The following is an 18337-nucleotide window of genomic DNA, read 5'->3' on the forward strand; positions in this document are numbered from 1 at the left end:
GACAACGGATCAAAATGATTTTTTATAAATCACTCCACCTTTTGGGCGAAAAAGCCTAAAATCCCCGCTCTGCCCCATGATTGAAGTCTCCCATTTTTCCAAGACCTACGCCGGGTTCAAGGCGGTGCGGGATATCTCCTTCCACGTGAACAAGGGGGAGATCGTCGGGTTCCTCGGGCCGAACGGGGCCGGGAAGAGTACCACGATGAAGGTGCTGGCCGGATACCTCCCCCCCACCGACGGGCGGATCAAGGTGGCCGGGTATGACGTCGTCGCCGACTCCCTCGAGGTCCGCCGCCGCGTCGGCTACATGCCGGAGAACGTCCCGCTCTACACCGACATGCGGGTCGACGAGTTCCTCCGATTCCGCGCCGCGCTGAAGGGCGTGCCGTCGAAAAAGGTGAAGGACCGCGTCGAGCGGGTGAAGGCGCTCTGCCACCTGAAGGACGTCCAGCGGAAGATCATCGGCACCCTCTCGAAGGGCTACCGCCAGCGGGTCGGCCTCGCCGACGCGATGGTCCACGATCCCGACCTCCTCATCCTCGACGAGCCGACAATCGGCCTCGATCCCCACCAGATCCGCTCCGTCCGCGAGTTGATCCGCGACCTCGGGAAGCACCACACGATCCTCCTCTCGACCCACATTCTCAGCGAGGTCGAGGCGACCTGCAACCGCGTCCTGATCCTGAACCGCGGGAAGATCGAGGCCTCCGACACGCCGGGCAACCTGACGCGCCTCGTCCGCGGCGGCGGCGCGGTGATGGTCGAGGTCAACCCGAACGGGACGCTGCTGAAGCAGGCCTTCGCGGAGATCCCCGAGGTCGACGAGGTCGAGATCGTCTCGGAGAACGGCCCGTGGGTCACGGCGAAGGTCTACTCCCGGCTCGGCGCGGGCGGCGACATCCGCGACGGCCTCTACTCGGTCATCCAGCGGAACGGCTGGGGTCTCCGCGAGATGAGCCGGACCCGGGCGACGCTCGAGGACGTCTTCGTCGAGCTGACGCAGGATTAATTTCATCCCTTTCTTCCACTACTCCACTATGTCGATTCGCACGCTTTGGGTTCTCTACCGCCGGGAAATGCGGGGGATCTTCGTCTCCCCCGTCGCCTGGATCGTCCTCGCCGGCTGCGCCGTCATCGTCGGCGCCGGGTTCTCCGCGATCCTCAGCACCCTCCTCGACCGGACGGCCCGCGGGTTCTCGATCCTCAACATCACGCTGACCTCCTACATCTTCTGGTTCACCGTCCTCATCCAGACGCCGCTGATCTCGATGCGTTCCTTCTCCGAGGAATACAAGATGGGGACGATCGAGATGCTCCTCACCGCCCCCGTCCGGGAGTGGGAGGTGGTCCTCTCGAAGTTCGCCGCCGTCTTCTCCTTCTACCTCGTCCTCTGGCTCCCGGCGGCGCTGAACATCGTCTGGCTCTACACCTTCAGCGACCAGGTGTTCGACCTCACCTGGCCCGTCGTCTTCCTCTCCTTCGGAATGGTCTCGATGCTCGGGATGCTCTTCGTCTCGATCGGCCTCTTCACCTCGGCGATGACGAAGAACCAGATCATCGCGGCGATCGTCGGCTTCGCCCTCGTCTTCCTGATCTTCAGCATCAGCATCTTCGGCTCCCTCGTCTCCAGCGACGCGGCGCAGGAGGTGATCCGCTACTTCTCCGTCTACCAGCACATGGAAGGGTTCTCCGGCGGCGTCTTCGACACGCGGCCCGTGGTCTTCTACCTCAGCACCACGTTCCTCTTCCTCTTCCTGACGCAGCGCGTCCTCGAAGCCCGCCGCCTCCGCGCCTAAGCCCCAACTCTCCCTCGATCCCAACGGTATGTCCCCCTCCCGTCCCCCCTCGGCCCGCTCCCTCCGCCTGCAGCTCGGCTGGAACAGCGTGCTGACCATCGTCCTCGCCGTGGCCCTCTGCGCGGGGGTGAACTACGCGGCATTCCGCTACTACAAGCGGCACGACTATTCCAAGGGCTCCTACAATTCCCTCTCCGGGAAGACGGTCCAGATCCTCTCCAGCCTCCCGGAGCCGGTCTCGATCACGACCTCCCTGGCGACCTCGCAGATGCGGGACCAGGTCGAGGGGCTCCTCCGGGAATACAAGTACCGGAGCGCGGGCAAGGTGAAGCTCGAGTTCGTCGACGCCGCCGTGAACCTCACGAAGGCCGAGGAACTGCGGACGAAGTACAGCATCGACGCGACGCAGGAGAACGTCGTCATCTTCGAGTACAAGGACCGCCACAAGGTCGTCCCCGAGGCCGACCTCGCCGACTTCGCCCCGGGCAATCCCTACACCCAGGAGCCGGGCCGGATGCTCGACTTCAAGGGCGAGGCGGTCTTCACGGCGGCGATCCTCTCCCTCGTCGAGGGGAAGTCGGCCAAGGTCTATTTCCTGGTCGGCCACGGGGAGCGGGAGCTTTCCGACGTCTCGAGCCTCGGCGGCCTCGGCGGCCTCGACGTCTACCTGAAGCGGGACAACCTCCTCACCGCCCCGCTCAACCTTTCCGACAAGGGCGTCGTCCCCGACGATGCCGACGCGCTGGTGATCGCCGGGCCCCGGGTGACCCTCTCCCCCGCCGAGGTCCAGGCGGTGACGGCCTACCTCGACGCGAAGGGAAAGGTCATCCTCCTCGAGGATCCCCGCACCGTCTCCGGCCTCGAGCCGGTGGCGCAGCGTTACGGCATCCTGATCCAGGACGACCGCGCCCAGGCGATCATGAAGATGGGCGGCGCGAGCCTCCTCGTCCGGACGGCGGTGGCGAACGACTACGCGACCCATCCGGCGGTGAACTCGATCAAGGGCTTCAACCTGAAGATGGACAACGCCCGCTCCCTCGCCCTCGTGAAGGACGCGGCGAACCTCAACGTGAGCAAGGTGACCTCCCTGGCGCGGACCTCCGCCGCCTACTGGGGCGAGACGAGCCCCGACGACTCCAAGGCGCAGTACGACGAGGGCGTCGACGTGAAGGGGCCGCTGACGCTGGCGATGGTCTACGACGGGGGCGACGTCCCCGGCGACGGCGTGAAGCTGGCGGGAACGCGGTTCGCGGTGATCGGCGCGACGACGTTCCTCACGAACGAGAAGCTCGACAGCACCGGCCTCGATTTCTTCCAGGGCCTCCTCGACTGGATGCTGAAGAAGGAGATGGCGATCGGCATCGCGCCGAAGTCGCCGCAGGAATTCGGCCTCAACGTGAGCCCGCTCCAGAAGTCGACGATCATCACGCTCGCCCTCTTCTTCGTTCCCGGCCTCGCCCTCGTCGGTGGCATCGGCGTCTGGCTTTCCCGCCGGAAGTAGCGGCGGGATCGTCATCGGCCCCATCCCTCCATGAAACCGTTCCGCTCGACCCTCTTCCTCCTCCTGGCCGTGGCCGGGCTGGCGCTCTTCTTCTGGCTGACGCGCGACGCGAAGGGGACCGGGGAGCAGGAGCGGGCGAAGGGGAAGATCTTCGACTTCCACGGCGACGACGTCACCTCGCTGAAGCTCAAGGGGACCGACGTCGCGGTCTCGCTCGAAAAGAAGGACGGGACGTGGCGGATCGTCGAGCCGGTCTCCTCCGAGGCCGAGCGCGAGGCGGTCCTTTCGATCCTGGGCGAGCTGGAATTCCTGCAGCCCCGCCGGACGATCACCGCCAACCAGATCCCCGACGGGGAGAAGAGCCTCGCCGAATGGGGCCTCGCCCCGGGGAACGGGCGGGTCGATTTCGCCGGGAGCAGCAATGGCAGGGCGTTCTCGGGGACCCTGCTCATCGGCCGGAAGGCAGCCATCGACGGGCTCTGCTACGCCAAGGGGACCGGCCCCGACGCCTACCTGATCGCGACGGCGAGCCGGGACGCCCTTTTCAAGAAGCTCGACGACATCCGCAGCCATGCGGTGATCCATGCCCCGGCGGCGGAAGTCGACCAGTGCGGCCTGCGCCAGAAGACCCCGCCCCAGTCCGACGCCCCGAGCGAATTCCAGATCAGCCGGGCGAAGGGGGCGGGCGAGGCCGCCGAATGGCGGGTCGAGAAGCCGCTCAGCGCCCCGGCCTCCCCGGCGCGGGTGACGGCCTGGCTCGGGCTGCTCGACGCGCTCCGGGTGAAGCAGTTCATTTCCGACGACGCCGCCGATCTCAGCGCCTACGGCCTCACCGCCCCCGCCGCTCAGATCTGGATCCGGCGGCAGGCGCCGCCTTCCAAGGCCGCCCCGGCCAAGGACGAGAAGAACGCTCCGAAGCCGGAGCCCGACACCCTCCTCATCGGCATCCCGGTCCCGGGCGTCCCGGGCGAGGTCTATGCGAAGCGGACGGGGGAGAGCGGGGTCTTCACCCTCCCGGCGGAGAGCGTCGCGAAGCTGTTGGCCGATCTCCCCGCCGCGCGGGACCGGAAGGTCCTCTCCTTCCGCGCCGCCGACGCCGTCGCCTTCCGCGCCGAGCTGCCGAAGCCGTCGGCCCCCGGCGCGCTCTCGATCGTCGAGGTGAAGCGGCAGGGCGAGACCGGTTGGGTCTTCAGCGAGGCGACGACCGGCGGGGCCGCCGGGAAGGAAGCCGATGCCGCCCAGGTGGAGGGCTTCCTGAAGGGCCTCTCCGTGATGGAGGCCCCGCTGATCATCCGCGACGCGGCGAGCGACCTCCGTCCCTACGGCTTGGCCAACGGGGACCGGGCGCTGATCCGGCTGGTCGTCACCGTGAAGAAGGGGGAGAGCACCGAGGATCTCGTCCTTTCCCTCGGGAAGATCGAGAAGCCGCTGCCGCCGCTCCCGCAGACGCCGGTCCTTTACGCCGTCAATTCCGCCCAGCCCTTCGTCTACGGCCTCGATATCGCGTTCCTCACCCGCTTCCCCCGCGAGGCCTGGCGTTGGCGCTCGCCGCTCGTCCTCGGCTCCGACCTGAAGGAGGAGGCGATCACCTCGGTGACCCGCGTCGTCCCGGGCCGCCCGCCCGAGACGGTGAAGCGGGCCGGGGCAGTCTTCCTCTCGGACCGCGATGGCGGGGACGGCACCCTCCAGCAGGAGAAGGTGAAGGAATTCTGGTCGAAGCTGGCCCATCTCGCGACCGTCCATTGGATCGGCGCTCCGATCCCGGCCTACGGCCTCGGCCTCGCTCCCGATGCGGTGCGGATCACCCTTTCCCTCGGCGAGGGGGAGAAGAAGGTGCTGATCCTCGGCGCTCCCGTCGCGGCGGTCCCGGTCGGGGGCAGGGCGGCGCAGATCGAAGGGGAAAGCGATGTCTTCCTGATCTCCGAGGCCGACTATGCGTTGCTGAGCGGTTCTTTTGCGACCGTTCCAACGCCTTCTTCCAAAGAGTAAGGGAAGGACTTTTTAAGTAAGACTACTTAAAAAGTCTCACTTTTTTAAATAATTCAGGTCTCTGGATTTGCGTACCCGGGCGGGCGGGTTATTCTTTTTAGCATACGGAGGCCCGGATGGGCCGGGCCTCTTGCAACGTATCCAAGGTACAGAAGTACGTAAAATAGGAGACATCCCATGGCCTCTGCCGATCCCACCCTGTTCCATCGTTTGAGCGAGGAAATCCGTTCCGTCTGCCGCGTCGTCGCGGAAGAGGGGAAGGAGAGCATCTTCACCCTCCGCAAGGGAGGCGATCGGGCGATCGGGGAATGGCTGATGTCGGTCCGGCAGGCGAAGGAACCGATCCGTTCCTTCCAGCCGCCGAAGCGGTCGAAGCGCCTCGAAGACTTCGCCGCCACGCTCCGGGGCGACCTGACCCGCGTCCACGTGATGCGGGTGAAGGGCGGCCGCGGGACGATGCAGGACGCGGTGGTGCGGTCGACGCTGCGGTAGGTTCGCAGGCGCTTGAATGCCTCGGTTTCCCGGCCTTTGGAAGCGTAGTTCCTCCCAAGCGGACAGGGGAACTAGCGGACCTTTTCTACCCGAAGCAGACGGCCTAATGCGGTAGGCTAAAACAGTTCAGGCCTATCAGACGGGGAGGTCCAGGAGGGGCGAAGCCCCTCTTGCGTCGTCTAACCCGTGCGGATCGCCTCCAGCTGTACAGGGTTATCTGCCCGGTCCCGAAGGAGCATCCACCGTCCCCTTCGCGGCCCCTTACTTCGTCAGATTTTCCGCCGCCTGGACCGTATTGCTCATCAGCATGGCGATGGTCATCGGGCCGACGCCGCCGGGGTTCGGCGTGATCTTTCCGGCCACTTTGCGGATGGCTTCAAAATCGACGTCGCCGACGAGCCGGTAGCCGCGCTTGTCGCTCGGATCGTCGACCCGGTTGACGCCGACGTCGATGACGACGGCCCCGGGCTTCACCATGTCGGCCTTCAGGAACTCGGTCTGGCCCATCGCGGCGACGATGATGTCGGCGCGGCGGCAGGTCTCGGCGACGTTCCGGCTCCGCGAATGGACGAGGGTGACGGTGGCGTCGGCGTGGGGAGCCTTCTGCAGGAGGATGGCGGCCATCGGCTTGCCGACGATGTTGCCGCGACCGAGGACGACGACCTCGGCCCCCTTCGTTTCGACGCCGCTCCGGATGAGGAGCTCGTGGACCCCGGCGGGGGTGCAGGGGCGGAAGCCGGTGGCGTCCCCGAGGAGGAGTTTGCCGACGTTGGCGGGGTGGAAGCCGTCGACATCCTTGCGGGGGTCGACGGTGGAGAAGACGCGGGTCTCGGAGATCGGGTGGGGCAGGGGGGCTTGGACGAGGATGCCGTGGACGGTCGGATCGGCGTTGAGCTTCTCCAGGAGGGCGAGGAGGTCGGCCTCGGGGGTCGCGGCGGGGAGGACGACGGTCCGGGAGTTGATGCCGAGGTCGTGGGCCTTCTTTTCCTTCATGCGGACGTAGGCCTGGGAGGCGGGGTCCTCGCCGACGCGGACGAAGGTGATGCCGGGGACGACGCCTTTCGCCTTCAGGGCGTCGACGCGGGCGCGGGTTTCGTTGTGGATCGTCTCGGCGATCTGCTTTCCGTCGATGAGGGCGGCCTGGGGAAGGTCTGGCATGAGGGTTTCTTTTTAGAGGGTCTTCAATTCGGCGTCGAGTCCTTCGCGGAAGCTCCGGTAGGCGGGAGTCCAGCCGGTGGCGCGGAGACGGGCGTTGGAGACCCGTTTGTCGGTCAGGCCTCGCTTCCTTTCAACGTTCACCGGGCCGAAGGGGGGCAGGGGCTTTCCGGTCCGCTCGGCGAGCCAGCGGTAGAAATCGAGGTGGGTGGCGGGCTGGTCGTCGGCGGCGTTGAAGAGGCCGTGGAGGGAGGTATCGAGGCCGTGGAGGAGCGCGTTGACGAGGTCGTCCCGGTGGATCTGGTTCATCCAGCGGAGGCCGTCGCCCTCGATCACGGCCTCCCCGTCGAGGAACCGGCGGAAGAGGACGCCCCGCCCCGGGCCGTAGATCCCGGCGGAGCGGAAGACGAGGGCCTTTTCGCCGAACCGGGCGAGGGCCTCGTCCTCGGCGGCGCGGAGGAGGAGGCCGGTCTCGGTGGTCGGCTGGGCGGGGGATTCCTCCGTCACGACCTCGCCGCCGCTCTGGGCGTAGACCGAGGTCGACGAGACGAGGCAGAGGCGGGCGTGGGGGAGCCGTCCGGCGATCTGGCGGACGCCCTCGACGAAGACGGCGCGGTAGGCGTCGGCGCCGCCGCGGTTCGACGAGGCGACGTGGATGACGGTGGCGAAGTTCGAGGGGAGGCCCCACCAGGAGATGGGATCGGCGATGTCGCCGGAATGGGTGGAAAGATGGGGATTTGCCAGCTCGGGACCGTTCCCGAAATCGCCGCTCTTCGACCACGCGGTGACGTGGAGGCCCCGATGGAGCAGGGCTGCGCCGACTTCCCGGCCGATGTAGCCGTAGCCGATGAGGAGGACGGGGCCGCGTTTCATTCCGGGGACCAGCATGGAGGAATGGGGCCGAAGCGAAAAGGAGGAATTGCCCTGGCAGGGGCGGAGGGCATGATCGGGGCGGTGATTTTTCCTTTTCTCCCCCTTCTCCCCCCCCTGCTGCCGCTTTTGCTCTCGGCGGCGGCGAGCGGCCTGCTGATGGTCGCCCTGTTCCCCCCCTGGGACCAGACGTGGCTGGCCTGGCTGGCGCTCTGGCCGGTGTTGCTGGGGGTCCATTTTGACTCGGGCCGGGACAAGGCGGGGCGGGAAGCCGGGGCGGTCTGGAGCGATCGCCGCCTCTGGACGGCGGGCTATGCGATGGGGTTCCTTTTTTTCGCCGGGACGCTCTGGTGGATCGGCCTGGTGACGGCGGCGGGGACGTTCCTCCTCGTCGCCTACATGGCGCTCTATCCGGCGCTGTGGCTGGTCTGGGCGCGGTGGCGGTGGGAGGCCGAGGGGGGCGAGCTGACCTCGGCGGGGAACCTCGCGGTGGCGGCGGAGCTGGCTTCGGTCTGGACGGTGGGGGAGTGGCTGCGGGGGTGGCTCTTCACCGGCTTCGGCTGGAACGACCTGGGGGTGGCGCTCCATCGCAATCTGCCGCTGATGCAGGGGGCGCGGTGGGGCGGGGTGCTGCTGCTGACGTGGCTCGTCGTGTTCGTCAACGTGGTCGGGGTCCGCTCGGCGCTTCGCTTCGTCCGCGAGGCGCGGGGGCGGCAGAAGGTCCGGCCCCATTGGGACTTCGGCGTCGCGATGCTGGCGGTGGCGGTCCTGTTCTCGGCCGGGATGAGCCACCTCCTCCATGCGGGCCGGGAAGGCGGAGAACGGCGAACGCTCCGGTTCGCCGCGATCCAGCCCGACATCCCGCAATCGGAGGACGATCCCTTCCCCCCGGAAAAGGCGATCCGACGCCAGCTCGATCTCACCGAGCAGGCCGCCCTCTTCAAGCCCGATCTCGTCCTCTGGCCGGAGGCTCCCGTCGGGGTCTCGGCGCGGCTCAATCCCTCCTACCGGCGCGGCCTCGACGGGCTCGTCTCGTGGATGCCGTTCACCCTCCTCATCGGCTCCCTCGACTACCATGACGACCTCCTTTACAACGCGGCGATGCTCTTCTCCCCCGCCCGTCCCGACGGGGAGGCCCCGCAGGTTTATTGGAAGAACCATCTCGTCCCCTTCGGCGAATATGCGCCGTGGGCCGACCGGCTCCCGTTCATGCGTCGGCTGGTTCCCTTCGTCCTCGATTTCTCCCCGGGGAGGGATTCGGGGCTTGTGACGATGCGGAAGCGGGAGGCGGGCGAGGAACCGATCAAGCTGGCCCCGCTGATCTGCTTCGAGGATTCGCTTCCGCTCTACGGGCGGCACGTCGCGCGGCTCCATCCCGATCTCGACGTGCTGGTCAACATCACGAACGACGGCTGGTTCCGCACCTCGCCCGGCAGCGCGATGCACTTCGCCAACGCCGTCTTCCGCGCCGTCGAGCTCGACCGGCCCCTGCTCCGGTGCGGGAACAACGGCGTGACGGCGGCGGTCGAGCAGACGGGCCGGGTCGCCGCGACCTTCGCGGGGAACGGCGCGGGCGTCCTGGCGGGGGAGCTGGCGTGGCGTCCCGGCGGGGTGACGCCCTACGTCCGGTACGGCGATTGGATCGTCGGCCTCTCCCTCGCGCTGATCGCCCTTCGATTGGCTGCGGCGCGACTGCGCCGGGGACGGGTGATCCGGCTTTAGGGACGATCTTGGTTTATGGCTTGAAGAGGCGGATCGACTTCAGGCTGCGATATTGCCCGTTGTAATCGAGGCCGTAGCCGACGACGAATTCGTTCCCGATCCCGAACCCGCTCCACTTCGGACGGATGGCGACGGTCCGCTTCCGTTTCTTGTTCAGCAGGACGCAGATCTCGATCTGCTCCGCGCCGAGTTTCCGCAGGTGGGCGGAGACGGCGTGGAGCGTCAGGCCGGTGTCGAGGATGTCGTCGAGGAGGAGGACCTGCTTCCTCCGGAAATCGCCCTTGCACTGGTCGAGGCCGTGGAGTTTCCCCTTCGACGCGGTCCCCTCGTAGCTGGAGACGCGCCAGCACTCGACGCCGGTCTCCGGCGGGAGCCGCCGCAGGAGGTCGACGAGGAAGAAGAGGCTCCCGTTGAGGAGGGCGACGATGACGAGCGGCTTGCCCCGGTAGTGGGAGGTGATCGCGTCGGCGAGCGCGGCGACCCGCTTTTGCAGGACGGCGGAAGAGAGGAGGGTCTTGCCGAGGGGAGAGGGCTTTTTCATGGGCTGCCGGAAGGGGGCGCGTTGAGCGTCGTCGCGGGGAAGTAGGAGGCGGGGGACGATTTCTTCCAGATCGCGCCGTGGAGGGCTTTCCGTTCCGCCGGGGTGGTGAAGCGGTAATCGTAGGAGAGGGCGCGGATGTAGCGGGGCGGGGTCGTCCCGTAGGGGGAGGAGGAGAAGAGGTGGACGACGTCGGGGGAGCCCTGGAGGAGGCGGGCGAGGAGGTTTGAGAACCACGGCGTCCGGTCCCCGGTGCTGAGGGCGGCGAACCACATCTGCCAGTCGAGGCGGGGCTGGAAGGGGGCGATCCAGCCGGGCTTGGCACGGTCGGTGAGATCGGGCTTGTAGCGGAAGCGGTAGGGCCGCCAGTGGGTGCCGTCGAGGCTTCCCTCGATCTCGATCTCGGTGCGGCTCTTCGTCATCACGGAGAAGAGGCCATAGTTGTTCGCGACCCGCCAGGGAGTGAGCCACGTGTCGGCGACGCGGAGGACGGGGACGGTCGAGATCTCGACGCCGCTGATCTGGCCGAGAGTGACGACGACGCTCCAGAAGAGGAGGAAGCCGCCGACGGCGTAGGTGACGAGGCGGCGGCCCTCCGAGGGGGCGACGAGGCGGACGGGCCGGAGGAGGTTCCCCTCCCGGAAGCCGGGGAAGAGGCCGGAGAGGGGGAGGAAGCAGCGGTCGTCGAGGAGGAGCGCGGCGAGGGTGAGGGTGAGGCCGTTGAGGAAGGCGAAGTTCCCGGTGAGGATCAGGAGGAGCTGGAGAAGGGCGATGCCGCAGAAGGCGATCCGGCGGAGCCGGTTCCCGCCGAAGATGAAGCAGGGGAGGACGAGCTCGACGACGATGACGAGGGTGAAGGCGAGGTAGTTCACCCACATCGGCGCGTGGGCCAGGTGCCAGGCGAGGGGGGAGGGGAGGGGCTGCGTGGCCCAGTGCCAGGAGACCGCGTCGAAGGCCGGGGCGTGCCAGGCGGGATCGGGTCCGGCGAACTTCGCGAGGCCGTTCAGGAGGAGGAATCGGAAGAGGAGCCAGCGGAGCAGGAGGAGGGGGAAGCGGGAGGGGAGCTCCGGCAGGGTGAAGAGGCGGGGAACCAGCCGCCACGGGGCAAGGAAGAGGGAGAGGAGCCCCGTCTCCAGCAGGAGGGAATCCCATTGGAAGTTGAAGAAATCCTGCCCGACGGAGACGACGGAGAGGTAGAGCGCCCACAGGAGGGCGAGGCAGGGGCCGGGGGCGATGTCGAGGAAGAGGAGGAGGCTGAGCCCCGTCCCGACCCCGAGGGCGGCGAGGAGGGCGCCGTTCCCCGCCCCGATCCAGAAGAGCGAGGGGGCGGCGAGGAAGGTGTTCAGCCCCGTGCCGAGGGAGCCGGCGAGGAGGGAGAGGTATTCCCCCGCCGGGAGAATCCCCTGCGGGCCGACGAGGCCGGCGATCTGCGGGATCAGCGAGGCGAAGGCGGCGAAGTAGACGAGGGCCATCCCCCGGAGGAAGATCCAGACGCCGATGCGCGGGCTTGACTCGATGGAGGGAACTTCGACGCGCACGGACGGTTTCTCGTGATCCGGATGGAGGGGCCGATCCTATTTCGGGTTCGGCAGGTTCGGGAGAACCCGGAGGAGTTCGTCGGCCTGGTGGCTGACGCGGGAGTGGAGGTCCCGCCAGACGATCATGCCGTCCCGGATGAGGAAGCTCTGGCGGAGGGAGAAGCCGAAGACGATCTCGACGCCGAAGGCCCGGATGATCTTCCCCTCGGGATCGGAGAGGAGGAGGTAGGGGAGCTTCTTCGCGGTGTGGAACCCCTTCTGCGCCTCGACCTTGTCCTTGCTGACGCCGATGACCCGGATACCGGCCTGGACGAGGCGGGCGTGGCTGTCGCGGAGGTCGCAGGCCTGGAGGGTGCAGCCGGGGGTTCCCGCCTTCGGGAAGAAATAGAGGTAGGTGAGGCCGCTCTGGGTCTGCTCCGCGAGGTCGACCTTGTTGCCTTCCTGGTCGAGGGCCGAAAGAGGGGGGACTTTGGAGCCCACCTGAAGGGCGTTCTGGCTCCGGCGGAAGCCGAAGGCTTTGAAGAATGACATGGGGGCGATGATGGAGAGGGTGCCGGGAAAGGGCAAGGCTTGATGGCAGGCCGAAGCGGCCTTAGATTCAATGCAATGAAGATTCCGGCCCGGTGGACGAACGATTTGGCGAAACTCCTTCCCAAGGGACGCGTGGCCCTCGACGCGGCGACGCTGCAGGCCCACGCGGGCGACGCGTGGTTCGCGGCCCGGCTGCCCGAGGCGGTCGTCTTCGCCCAATCGACGGCGGAGGTCTCGAAGGTCCTCGCCTTCGCCTCGAAGCGGGGCGTGCCGGTGACGGCGCGCGGGGCCGGGCGCGGCTACGTCGGCGGCTGCGTGCCGCAGAGGGGGGGCATTGCGCTCTCGCTGGCCCGGATGACGAAGGTGCTGGAGTTGAACACGGGCGACGGCGTGGCGCGGGTCCAGCCCGGCGTGATCACGGCGAAGCTCCAGGAAGCGGTGCGGGAGAAGGGGTGGTTCTACCCGCCCGATCCGGCGAGCCGGGCCGAGTCGTCCCTCGGCGGCAACGTCAGTACGAACGCGGGCGGGCCGCGCTGCCTGAAGTACGGCGTGACGCGCAATTACGTCCTCGGACTCGAGGTGGTGCTGGCCGACGGCACGGTCGCCCGGATCGGCGGGCGGACGCAGAAGAACAAGACCGGCTTCGACCTCGTCGGCCTCTTCGTCGGTGCCGAGGGGACCCTCGGCGTGGTGACGGAGATCACGCTGCGGCTGATCCCCCATCCCCAATCGAAGGCGGGCTTCAGCGCGATGTTTCCGACGCCCGAGGCGGCGGCGGCGGCGGTACAGGGGATCTTCGCGGCGGGCTTCCTCCCCTCCGCGATGGAGATGGCCGACACCTTCACGCTGAAGTCGGCCCGGGAACACATCGGCGCCGACAAGGTGCCGCCGGGCGCGGCCCAGATCCTCGTCGAGATCGACGGGCGGGCTGCGGGCCTCCACGGGGAATTGGCCGAGGTCGTCGCCGTCGCTCAGGCGTGCGGGGCGGAGCACCTCATCCTGGCGGAGGACGAGGCGGGGTGCGAGCGGCTGTGGGAGATGCGCCGCCAGTATTCGGCCTCGCTGAAGGCGAGCGGCCTCACGAAGCTCAACGAGGACATCGTCGTCCCCCGGAGCCACCTCGTCGACCTCTTCCGCTTCGCCGCGAAGCTGAAGAAGCAGACCGGGATGGAGGTCGCCTGCTTCGGCCACGCCGGGGACGGGAACATCCATGTGAACATCATGCTCGATCCCAAGGTGAAGGACGCCCACAAGAAGGCCGACAAGGGGCTCGACGCCCTCTTCAAGCAGGTCCTGGCCTGGGGCGGCGCGATCACCGGGGAGCACGGCATTGGCCTCGCGAAGCTGCCGTGGTGGAAGGAGGCGACCTCGAAGGAGGTGCGCGAGATCCATCGCCGGATCAAGGCGGGCCTCGATCCGAAGGGGCTTCTCAACCCGGGGAAGTTCGTTTAGTTTCGATCTCCCCCTGATGAACGAGGACAGCTTCCAATTCGCCGTCGAGAATACCCGCCTCGTCCTGCCGCCGCAGCGGCGGCTCGAGACCTTCGGGACGACGATGGTGAATTACTACCTCGTCACCGAGGGGATGGACAATGTCGCCCTCTCCCACGTCCGCGAGGGGCGGATCGAGGCGGAGAAGCCGCAGATCCTTTCCCCCCACCATTTCTCGAAGCTCCTCGTCGAGGGCTTCGGCGAGAAGGCCGAGGCCTACGCCGCCTTCATCAGCGAGAACGCCCACCGCTTCGCCTTCCTGCGGCACGGCTTCCGGTTTCGGAAGAACGAGATCCGTTCCTACGAGGTCCACGAGCCGCTGGAGACCGTCCTCGGGCGGGTCCGCGACGAGGTGAAGGCGAAGGACGACGCCATGTCGGCCGTCGTCGCCGGGGTCGAGGACGGCTGGGAAGTCTGCCTCCTCAAGTTCATGATCGACCTCATCCACACCTCCGCGCCGTGGCAGATGGAGGAGATGCGCCGTCGGGGATTCCTCGGCGAGGGTGGCCAGCAGTAAAGAACAGCCACTTTGGTTCCGCCGGCACTCGGACGCATAGTTCCTCCCAAGCGGACAAGGGAATCAGTGGACGTACTCTAACCGAAGCGGACGGCCTAATGCGGTGCCGCTCCGAACAGTTCAGGCCTATCTGACGGGGAGGTCCAGGAGGGGCAAAGCCCCTCTTGCGTCTTAAAACACGTGCGGATCGCCTCCACCTGTACAGGGTCTATACCCGGTCCCGAAGGAGCACCCACCGCTCTCTTCGCGAGCCCTTTCCCCTAGCGCAGCGGCGGCAGCCCCCACGCCTCGTGCTTGGCCTGATACTCGGGCAACGGCAATTCGGCCACGAGCGGCTTCTTCTTCGGGTCGAGCCACAGGATCAGCTCCTCGATCGCTTCCTTCGGCATGACGGTGCAACCGGCCGAGCGGCGGACGGGGCTCCGCTGGATGTGGAAGAAGATGGCGCTTCCGGCGTCGGGGACGGAGTCGGGATAATTATGCTCGATGAGGACCATCCAGAAATGGGCGGGGGTATCGGGCTTCATCACTTCCTTTTCCCACCACGGCGGCGGCGTTGCGCCCTCGGGGAGGACGTAGAGGTGATTGTACTTCGCGCCGTCGGGGAGGTCGGAATGGCCGATCCAGGCGGTCCGGTCGGTCTTGCGGACGTAGTCGGAGCGGGTGCCGGGGAGCGGTTCCGGGGCATCGCCGAGGACCATGCCGAGGCGGAAGAGCCCGGCGGGGGTCTTTTCGTCGCCCTCGCGCTTTTGCTCCCCCGGTTGTGCCGGGTGGAGGCCGCGGCCCCACGCCATCCCGCCTTTGCCGAGGAGGACGGGGACCGGCTCCCCGACCGGCTGCCACGGGCCCTTGCCGGCCCGCTCGAACCGGCGGAGGGTGCCGTCGGAGGCGGCCTGGGAAGGGGAGAGGACGACGACGAGCTGCTCGGAACCGTCGGTGAGGGTCGATGCCGCCAGCGGGAGGGAGGAGAGAAGAAGGATCAGCCCGGAGAGAAAATATCCCATAGATCGAGACTTATCCTAGCACACCGCAGGGGGCGGCGTACAGAGCGCAGATCAGACCGCCCAGTAGGCGTAGACCTTGTGGAGCACCTGCCGGACGTCGACCGGTTCCTCGCTCGCCTTGCCCTTCCCCTTCGGGGCGGGGGTGCCGGCGGGGGGGCGGCTCTGCTTGGCCAGGAGCTTCAGGGTGCGGGAGGAGCGGTCGGCGAGGTCGATGGCGAACTGGAGGGCGATCTTCCCGGCGAGGGCGTTGCCCTTGCCCGCGACGAGCTCGAACTCGGCCTGGGTGATCTCGACGGCCTCGACGGGGGTGAGGGCGGTGCCGGTGGCGCTCCGCTTCTCGCCGGAGAGCATCGCCATCTCGCCGAAGAAATGGCCTTCCACAATGGTGCCGAGCTCGAAGACCTGCCCGGCGCGGCCCTTCTTGTGGATGTTGACCTTCCCCTTGTTGACGAAGTAGCAGGAGTCGGCGACCTGGCCCTCGATGACGATCTTGTCCCCCTTCTCGAACGTGCGGACGCGAGCCTTGGGGAAATGACGGAGCAGGTCGCTCTTGCGGAGCTTCTGGATCAGGAGGGGCCGGGACTTCACGGAAACAGAGGTTGCCACAAAGGAGACGGGAACCAAGCGAAAAGAGTGCCCGCGACCCGGGTAAAAACCCCTAGATTTTCACTCAGACCTTCGCGAGCGGGACGGGCGGATGGGCGAGGAGCTTCTCGATCTTCGGACTGATGACGTAGGAGCAGTAGGGGGCGCGGGGATGCTTGCGGAAGTAATCCTGATGCTCGTCCTCGGCGGGATAGAAGGGGGGGAGGGGGGAGATCTCGGTGACGATGGGGCTCTCGAAGCGCGCGGCGGCGGCGGCCTTCGAGGCCTCGGCGATCCGGTGCTGTTCCTCGTTCTCGTAGAAGATGACGGAGCGGTATTGGGTCCCGGCGTCGGCACCCTGCCGGTTCAGCGTCGTCGGGTCGTGGACTTCCCAGAAGATGTCGAGGATCTGCCCGTAGGTGAGGACGACGGGGTCGAAGGTGATCCGGGCGACCTCGGCATGGCCGCTCGCCCCGGTGCAGACGCTCTCGTAGCTCGGGTTCGGCCGGGCGCCTCCGGCGTAGCCGCAGAGGGCGTCCTTCACCCCGGCGAAGCGGCGGTAGAAGGCCTCGGTGCACCAGAAGCAGCCCATGCCGAGGGTGGCGGTTTGGAGGGGGGTGGACATGGGGCGGGGATTATTTGGCGGGAAGGAGGGGGAGGTATTGGGCGAAGCCTTCCTCGGCCATCTTCGCCCGGGGGATGAAGCGGAGGGAGGCCGAGTTGATGCAGTAGCGGAGGTGGCTCGGGCCGGGGCCGTCGTCGAAGACGTGGCCGAGGTGGGAGTCGCCCTCGGCGGAGCGGACCTCGGTCCGGCGCATGCCGAAGGAGGTGTCGCTCTTTTCCCTCACCAGCTCGGGGGAAATCGGCTTGCTGAAGCTGGGCCAGCCGCAGCCGGAGTCGAACTTGTCGGACGAGATGAAGAGGGGCTTCCCGGTGACGATGTCGACGTAGAGTCCGGCCTCGTGGTTGTCCCAGTAGGCGTTGCGGAAGGGGGGCTCGGTCCCCGATTCCTGGGTGACGTGGTATTGCTCCGGCGTGAGCCGCTTGCGGAGGTCGGAGTCGTCGGGGCGGGGGGCGTCGGCCATGCCTGTACTGTGCGGCGGAATGAGGCCCGCGCAAATGAAAAATCCCCACACGCCGAGGGCGCACAGGACGATCCCTCCCGTCCGGACAAAAAAGCGCATCGAATGTGGGATGCGCCGGGCGGGAAAATATTCCCCGGAATATTTCCCTCAGAGTGGGAGGGAGGCCGGTCTTGCGCCCCGGGGCGGAAGGGGGTTCCTTTGGGGGATGTCTTCTTCGTCCTCGCCGGACCCGGGCCGGGCCGCCCGCGATCCCTATGCGGCGTTCCGGCACGGGGCCTACCGCTTTTTCCTCGGCGGCCGCCTCCTCTTCCTCCTCGGCAGCCAGATGCAGACGGCGGCGGTCGGGTGGCTCCTGTATGAGCGGTTCGGGACGACGATGGCGCTCGCCTACGTCGGGATCGTCCAGATCGTCCCGATCTTCGTCTTCGTCCTCCCGGCGGGGCATCTGGCCGACCGGTTCGACCGCCGCGCGATCATCCTCTGCGGGCAGGCGATCTTCCTGACCTGCTCGCTCGGGATGGGGCTCCTCTCGCTCTTCCACGGGCCGCCGGGGTGGATCTACGTCTTCCTCTTCTTCCTCGCGGTGGGGCGGGTCTTCACGATGCCCGCGATGGGGGCGCTCCTCCCGATGGTCCTCCCGCGCGAGGCGCTGGGGAATGCGACGACGTGGAACAGTTCCCTCTTCGAGCTCAGCGGCCTCGTCGGCCCCGCCGCGGCGGGGTTGGTCATCGCGCTGGGGGGCTCGGCGACGCCGGTCTTCTTCATCGCCACGACCTGCTCGCTGGTCTGCATGGCCCTCTTCGGCTCCCTCCGGTATCACGGGGTCGAGACGGCGCTGGCCGAGGCGAAGGAGGCCCCGGCGAAGGCGACCGAGTGGCGCGACATCGTCGGCGGGCTCCATTTCATGGTGCGGAACCGGCTCCTCTTCGCCGCCGCCAGCCTCGATCTCTTCGCCGTCCTCTTCGGCGGGGTGACGGCGCTCCTCCCCGTGGTGGCGAAGGATATCCTCCACGCCGGGCCGCAGGGCTTCGGCTGGCTCCGGGCGGCCCCCTCCGTCGGCGCGATGGCGATGGCCGTCGTCACGGCCTACCTGCCGCCGTGGAAGCGGGCGGGGCGGGTCCTCTTCCTCGCCTTCGTCGGCTTCGGGCTGGCGGTGATCGTCTTCGGCCTCTCGACCTCGTTCTGGCTCTCGTTCGCGATGCTCGTCCTCACCGGCGTCTTCGACAACCTCAACGTCGTGATCCGCCAGACGCTGATCCAGTACCTCGCCCCGAACGAGATGCGGGGCCGGATCACCTCGATCAATTTCCTCTTCATCGGCTGCTCGAACGAGCTGGGGTCCTTCGAGTCGGGCCTCACGGCGCGGCTCTTCGGCACCGTCCCGGCAATCGTCCTCGGCGGGATCGGGACGCTGGCGACGGTGACGGCGGTGATGCGGTTCTCCCCCGGCCTCCGCAAGCTGGGGCCGCTCCACGAGGTGAAGGTGGCCGAGCTTCCCAAGTCGGCCTGAGTGGGGTACA

Annotated in this window: 17 protein-coding genes and 1 pseudogene; 9 read left to right on the forward strand and 9 right to left on the reverse strand. The window is 67.5% G+C overall.

From position 1 onward, the window contains the following. Positions 1-76: 76 nt before the first annotated feature. From BLU04_RS08985 to BLU04_RS09005, 5 genes are all read left to right on the forward strand, one after another. Positions 77-1012 (forward strand): ATP-binding cassette domain-containing protein, encoded by a 936-nt coding sequence (locus BLU04_RS08985; protein WP_093284871.1) that lies wholly within the window; start codon positions 77-79, stop codon positions 1010-1012. 28 nt (positions 1013-1040) lie between these two features. Continuing rightward, positions 1041-1799 (forward strand): ABC transporter permease, encoded by a 759-nt coding sequence (locus BLU04_RS08990; protein ID WP_093284874.1) that lies wholly within the window; start codon positions 1041-1043, stop codon positions 1797-1799. A 28-nt stretch (positions 1800-1827) separates the two neighbouring features. Next, complete coding sequence (locus BLU04_RS08995) at positions 1828-3300, forward strand: GldG family protein (protein WP_093284877.1); 1473 nt, start codon at positions 1828-1830, stop codon at positions 3298-3300. A 30-nt stretch (positions 3301-3330) separates the two neighbouring features. Next, positions 3331-5289, forward strand: coding sequence for a DUF4340 domain-containing protein (locus BLU04_RS09000; RefSeq protein WP_093284880.1), 1959 nt, complete (start codon positions 3331-3333; stop codon positions 5287-5289). 177 nt (positions 5290-5466) lie between these two features. Next, on the forward strand, positions 5467-5781 hold the full coding sequence (locus tag BLU04_RS09005; protein ID WP_093284882.1) for a hypothetical protein: 315 nt from the start codon (positions 5467-5469) through the stop codon (positions 5779-5781). Between the two features lie 261 nt (positions 5782-6042). Here the strand turns inward: BLU04_RS09005 and BLU04_RS09010 are convergent, their stop codons facing one another. Both BLU04_RS09010 and BLU04_RS16430 read right to left on the reverse strand, forming a co-directional pair. Further along, positions 6043-6939: a tetrahydrofolate dehydrogenase/cyclohydrolase catalytic domain-containing protein gene (locus tag BLU04_RS09010; protein WP_093284885.1), complete on the reverse strand. Its 897-nt coding sequence runs from the start codon at positions 6937-6939 to the stop codon at positions 6043-6045. A gap of 12 nt (positions 6940-6951) precedes the next feature. Then, a complete protein-coding gene (locus BLU04_RS16430) occupies positions 6952-7809 on the reverse strand; it encodes an NAD-dependent epimerase/dehydratase family protein (protein WP_157895230.1) in 858 nt (285 codons plus the stop codon). Positions 7810-7890: 81 nt separating this feature from the next. Here BLU04_RS16430 and lnt point away from each other — a divergent pair, with 81 nt between their 5' ends. Next, positions 7891-9528 (forward strand): apolipoprotein N-acyltransferase, encoded by a 1638-nt coding sequence (lnt, locus tag BLU04_RS09020; RefSeq protein WP_157895231.1) that lies wholly within the window; start codon positions 7891-7893, stop codon positions 9526-9528. A gap of 13 nt (positions 9529-9541) precedes the next feature. Here lnt and BLU04_RS09025 read toward each other — a convergent pair whose 3' ends face one another. The 3 genes from BLU04_RS09025 to BLU04_RS09035 are packed head-to-tail and all read right to left on the reverse strand — an operon-like array spanning position 9542 to position 12135. Beyond that, entirely contained in the window at positions 9542-10069 is a 528-nt protein-coding gene (locus tag BLU04_RS09025) for a phosphoribosyltransferase family protein (RefSeq protein WP_093284892.1), read from the reverse strand. Further along, positions 10066-11604 carry a lipase maturation factor family protein gene (locus BLU04_RS09030; RefSeq protein WP_093284895.1) on the reverse strand — a complete coding sequence of 513 codons (1539 nt, stop codon included), beginning with the start codon at positions 11602-11604 and terminating at the stop codon, positions 10066-10068. Before BLU04_RS09030 ends, BLU04_RS09025 begins: the two co-directional genes overlap by 4 nt. Positions 11605-11640: 36 nt before the next feature. Next, on the reverse strand, positions 11641-12135 hold the full coding sequence (locus tag BLU04_RS09035; protein WP_157895232.1) for a peroxiredoxin: 495 nt from the start codon (positions 12133-12135) through the stop codon (positions 11641-11643). 75 nt (positions 12136-12210) lie between these two features. Between BLU04_RS09035 and BLU04_RS09040 the strand changes: the two genes are divergently transcribed. Further along, entirely contained in the window at positions 12211-13587 is a 1377-nt protein-coding gene (locus tag BLU04_RS09040) for an FAD-linked oxidase C-terminal domain-containing protein (protein ID WP_093284900.1), read from the forward strand. A gap of 16 nt (positions 13588-13603) precedes the next feature. Further along, positions 13604-14143: a hypothetical protein gene (locus tag BLU04_RS09045; protein ID WP_093284903.1), complete on the forward strand. Its 540-nt coding sequence runs from the start codon at positions 13604-13606 to the stop codon at positions 14141-14143. Positions 14144-14403: 260 nt separating this feature from the next. Here the strand turns inward: BLU04_RS09045 and BLU04_RS09050 are convergent, their stop codons facing one another. The 4 genes and pseudogenes from BLU04_RS09050 to msrB all read right to left on the reverse strand — a co-directional run. After that, the gene (locus BLU04_RS09050; protein ID WP_093284905.1) at positions 14404-15147 is read right to left on the reverse strand and encodes a L,D-transpeptidase family protein; all 744 of its coding nucleotides are present in this window, start codon (positions 15145-15147) and stop codon (positions 14404-14406) included. A 51-nt stretch (positions 15148-15198) separates the two neighbouring features. Further along, a complete protein-coding gene (locus BLU04_RS09055) occupies positions 15199-15735 on the reverse strand; it encodes a cyclic nucleotide-binding domain-containing protein (RefSeq protein ID WP_157895233.1) in 537 nt (178 codons plus the stop codon). 82 nt (positions 15736-15817) lie between these two features. After that, the gene (gene msrA, locus BLU04_RS09060) at positions 15818-16357 is read right to left on the reverse strand and encodes a peptide-methionine (S)-S-oxide reductase MsrA (protein WP_093284911.1); all 540 of its coding nucleotides are present in this window, start codon (positions 16355-16357) and stop codon (positions 15818-15820) included. A gap of 10 nt (positions 16358-16367) precedes the next feature. Further along, positions 16368-16802, reverse strand: a pseudogene (gene msrB, locus BLU04_RS09065) (peptide-methionine (R)-S-oxide reductase MsrB); the annotation flags it as partial. Positions 16803-17022: 220 nt separating this feature from the next. Here msrB and BLU04_RS09070 point away from each other — a divergent pair. After that, complete coding sequence (locus BLU04_RS09070) at positions 17023-18327, forward strand: MFS transporter (RefSeq protein ID WP_157895234.1); 1305 nt, start codon at positions 17023-17025, stop codon at positions 18325-18327. Positions 18328-18337: the final 10 nt, after the last annotated feature.

The organism is Verrucomicrobium sp. GAS474 (assembly GCF_900105685.1).
GTDB lineage: Bacteria > Verrucomicrobiota > Verrucomicrobiia > Methylacidiphilales > GAS474 > GAS474.

Bases quoted from the DNA above. Each gene is read 5' to 3' on its own strand.
- BLU04_RS08985 (WP_093284871.1), top strand. From the start codon at position 77: ATGATTGAAGTCTCCCATTTTTCCAAGACCTACGCCGGGTTCAAGGCG.
- BLU04_RS08990 (WP_093284874.1), top strand. From the start codon at position 1,041: ATGTCGATTCGCACGCTTTGGGTTCTCTACCGCCGGGAAATGCGGGGG.
- BLU04_RS08995 (WP_093284877.1), top strand. From the start codon at position 1,828: ATGTCCCCCTCCCGTCCCCCCTCGGCCCGCTCCCTCCGCCTGCAGCTC.
- BLU04_RS09000 (WP_093284880.1), top strand. From the start codon at position 3,331: ATGAAACCGTTCCGCTCGACCCTCTTCCTCCTCCTGGCCGTGGCCGGG.
- BLU04_RS09005 (WP_093284882.1), top strand. From the start codon at position 5,467: ATGGCCTCTGCCGATCCCACCCTGTTCCATCGTTTGAGCGAGGAAATC.
- BLU04_RS09010 (WP_093284885.1), bottom strand. From the start codon at position 6,939: ATGCCAGACCTTCCCCAGGCCGCCCTCATCGACGGAAAGCAGATCGCC.
- BLU04_RS16430 (WP_157895230.1), bottom strand. From the start codon at position 7,809: ATGAAACGCGGCCCCGTCCTCCTCATCGGCTACGGCTACATCGGCCGG.
- BLU04_RS09025 (WP_093284892.1), bottom strand. From the start codon at position 10,069: ATGAAAAAGCCCTCTCCCCTCGGCAAGACCCTCCTCTCTTCCGCCGTC.
- BLU04_RS09035 (WP_157895232.1), bottom strand. From the start codon at position 12,135: ATGTCATTCTTCAAAGCCTTCGGCTTCCGCCGGAGCCAGAACGCCCTT.
- BLU04_RS09040 (WP_093284900.1), top strand. From the start codon at position 12,211: ATGAAGATTCCGGCCCGGTGGACGAACGATTTGGCGAAACTCCTTCCC.
- BLU04_RS09045 (WP_093284903.1), top strand. From the start codon at position 13,604: ATGAACGAGGACAGCTTCCAATTCGCCGTCGAGAATACCCGCCTCGTC.
- BLU04_RS09050 (WP_093284905.1), bottom strand. From the start codon at position 15,147: ATGGGATATTTTCTCTCCGGGCTGATCCTTCTTCTCTCCTCCCTCCCG.
- msrA (WP_093284911.1), bottom strand. From the start codon at position 16,357: ATGTCCACCCCCCTCCAAACCGCCACCCTCGGCATGGGCTGCTTCTGG.
- BLU04_RS09070 (WP_157895234.1), top strand. From the start codon at position 17,023: ATGTCTTCTTCGTCCTCGCCGGACCCGGGCCGGGCCGCCCGCGATCCC.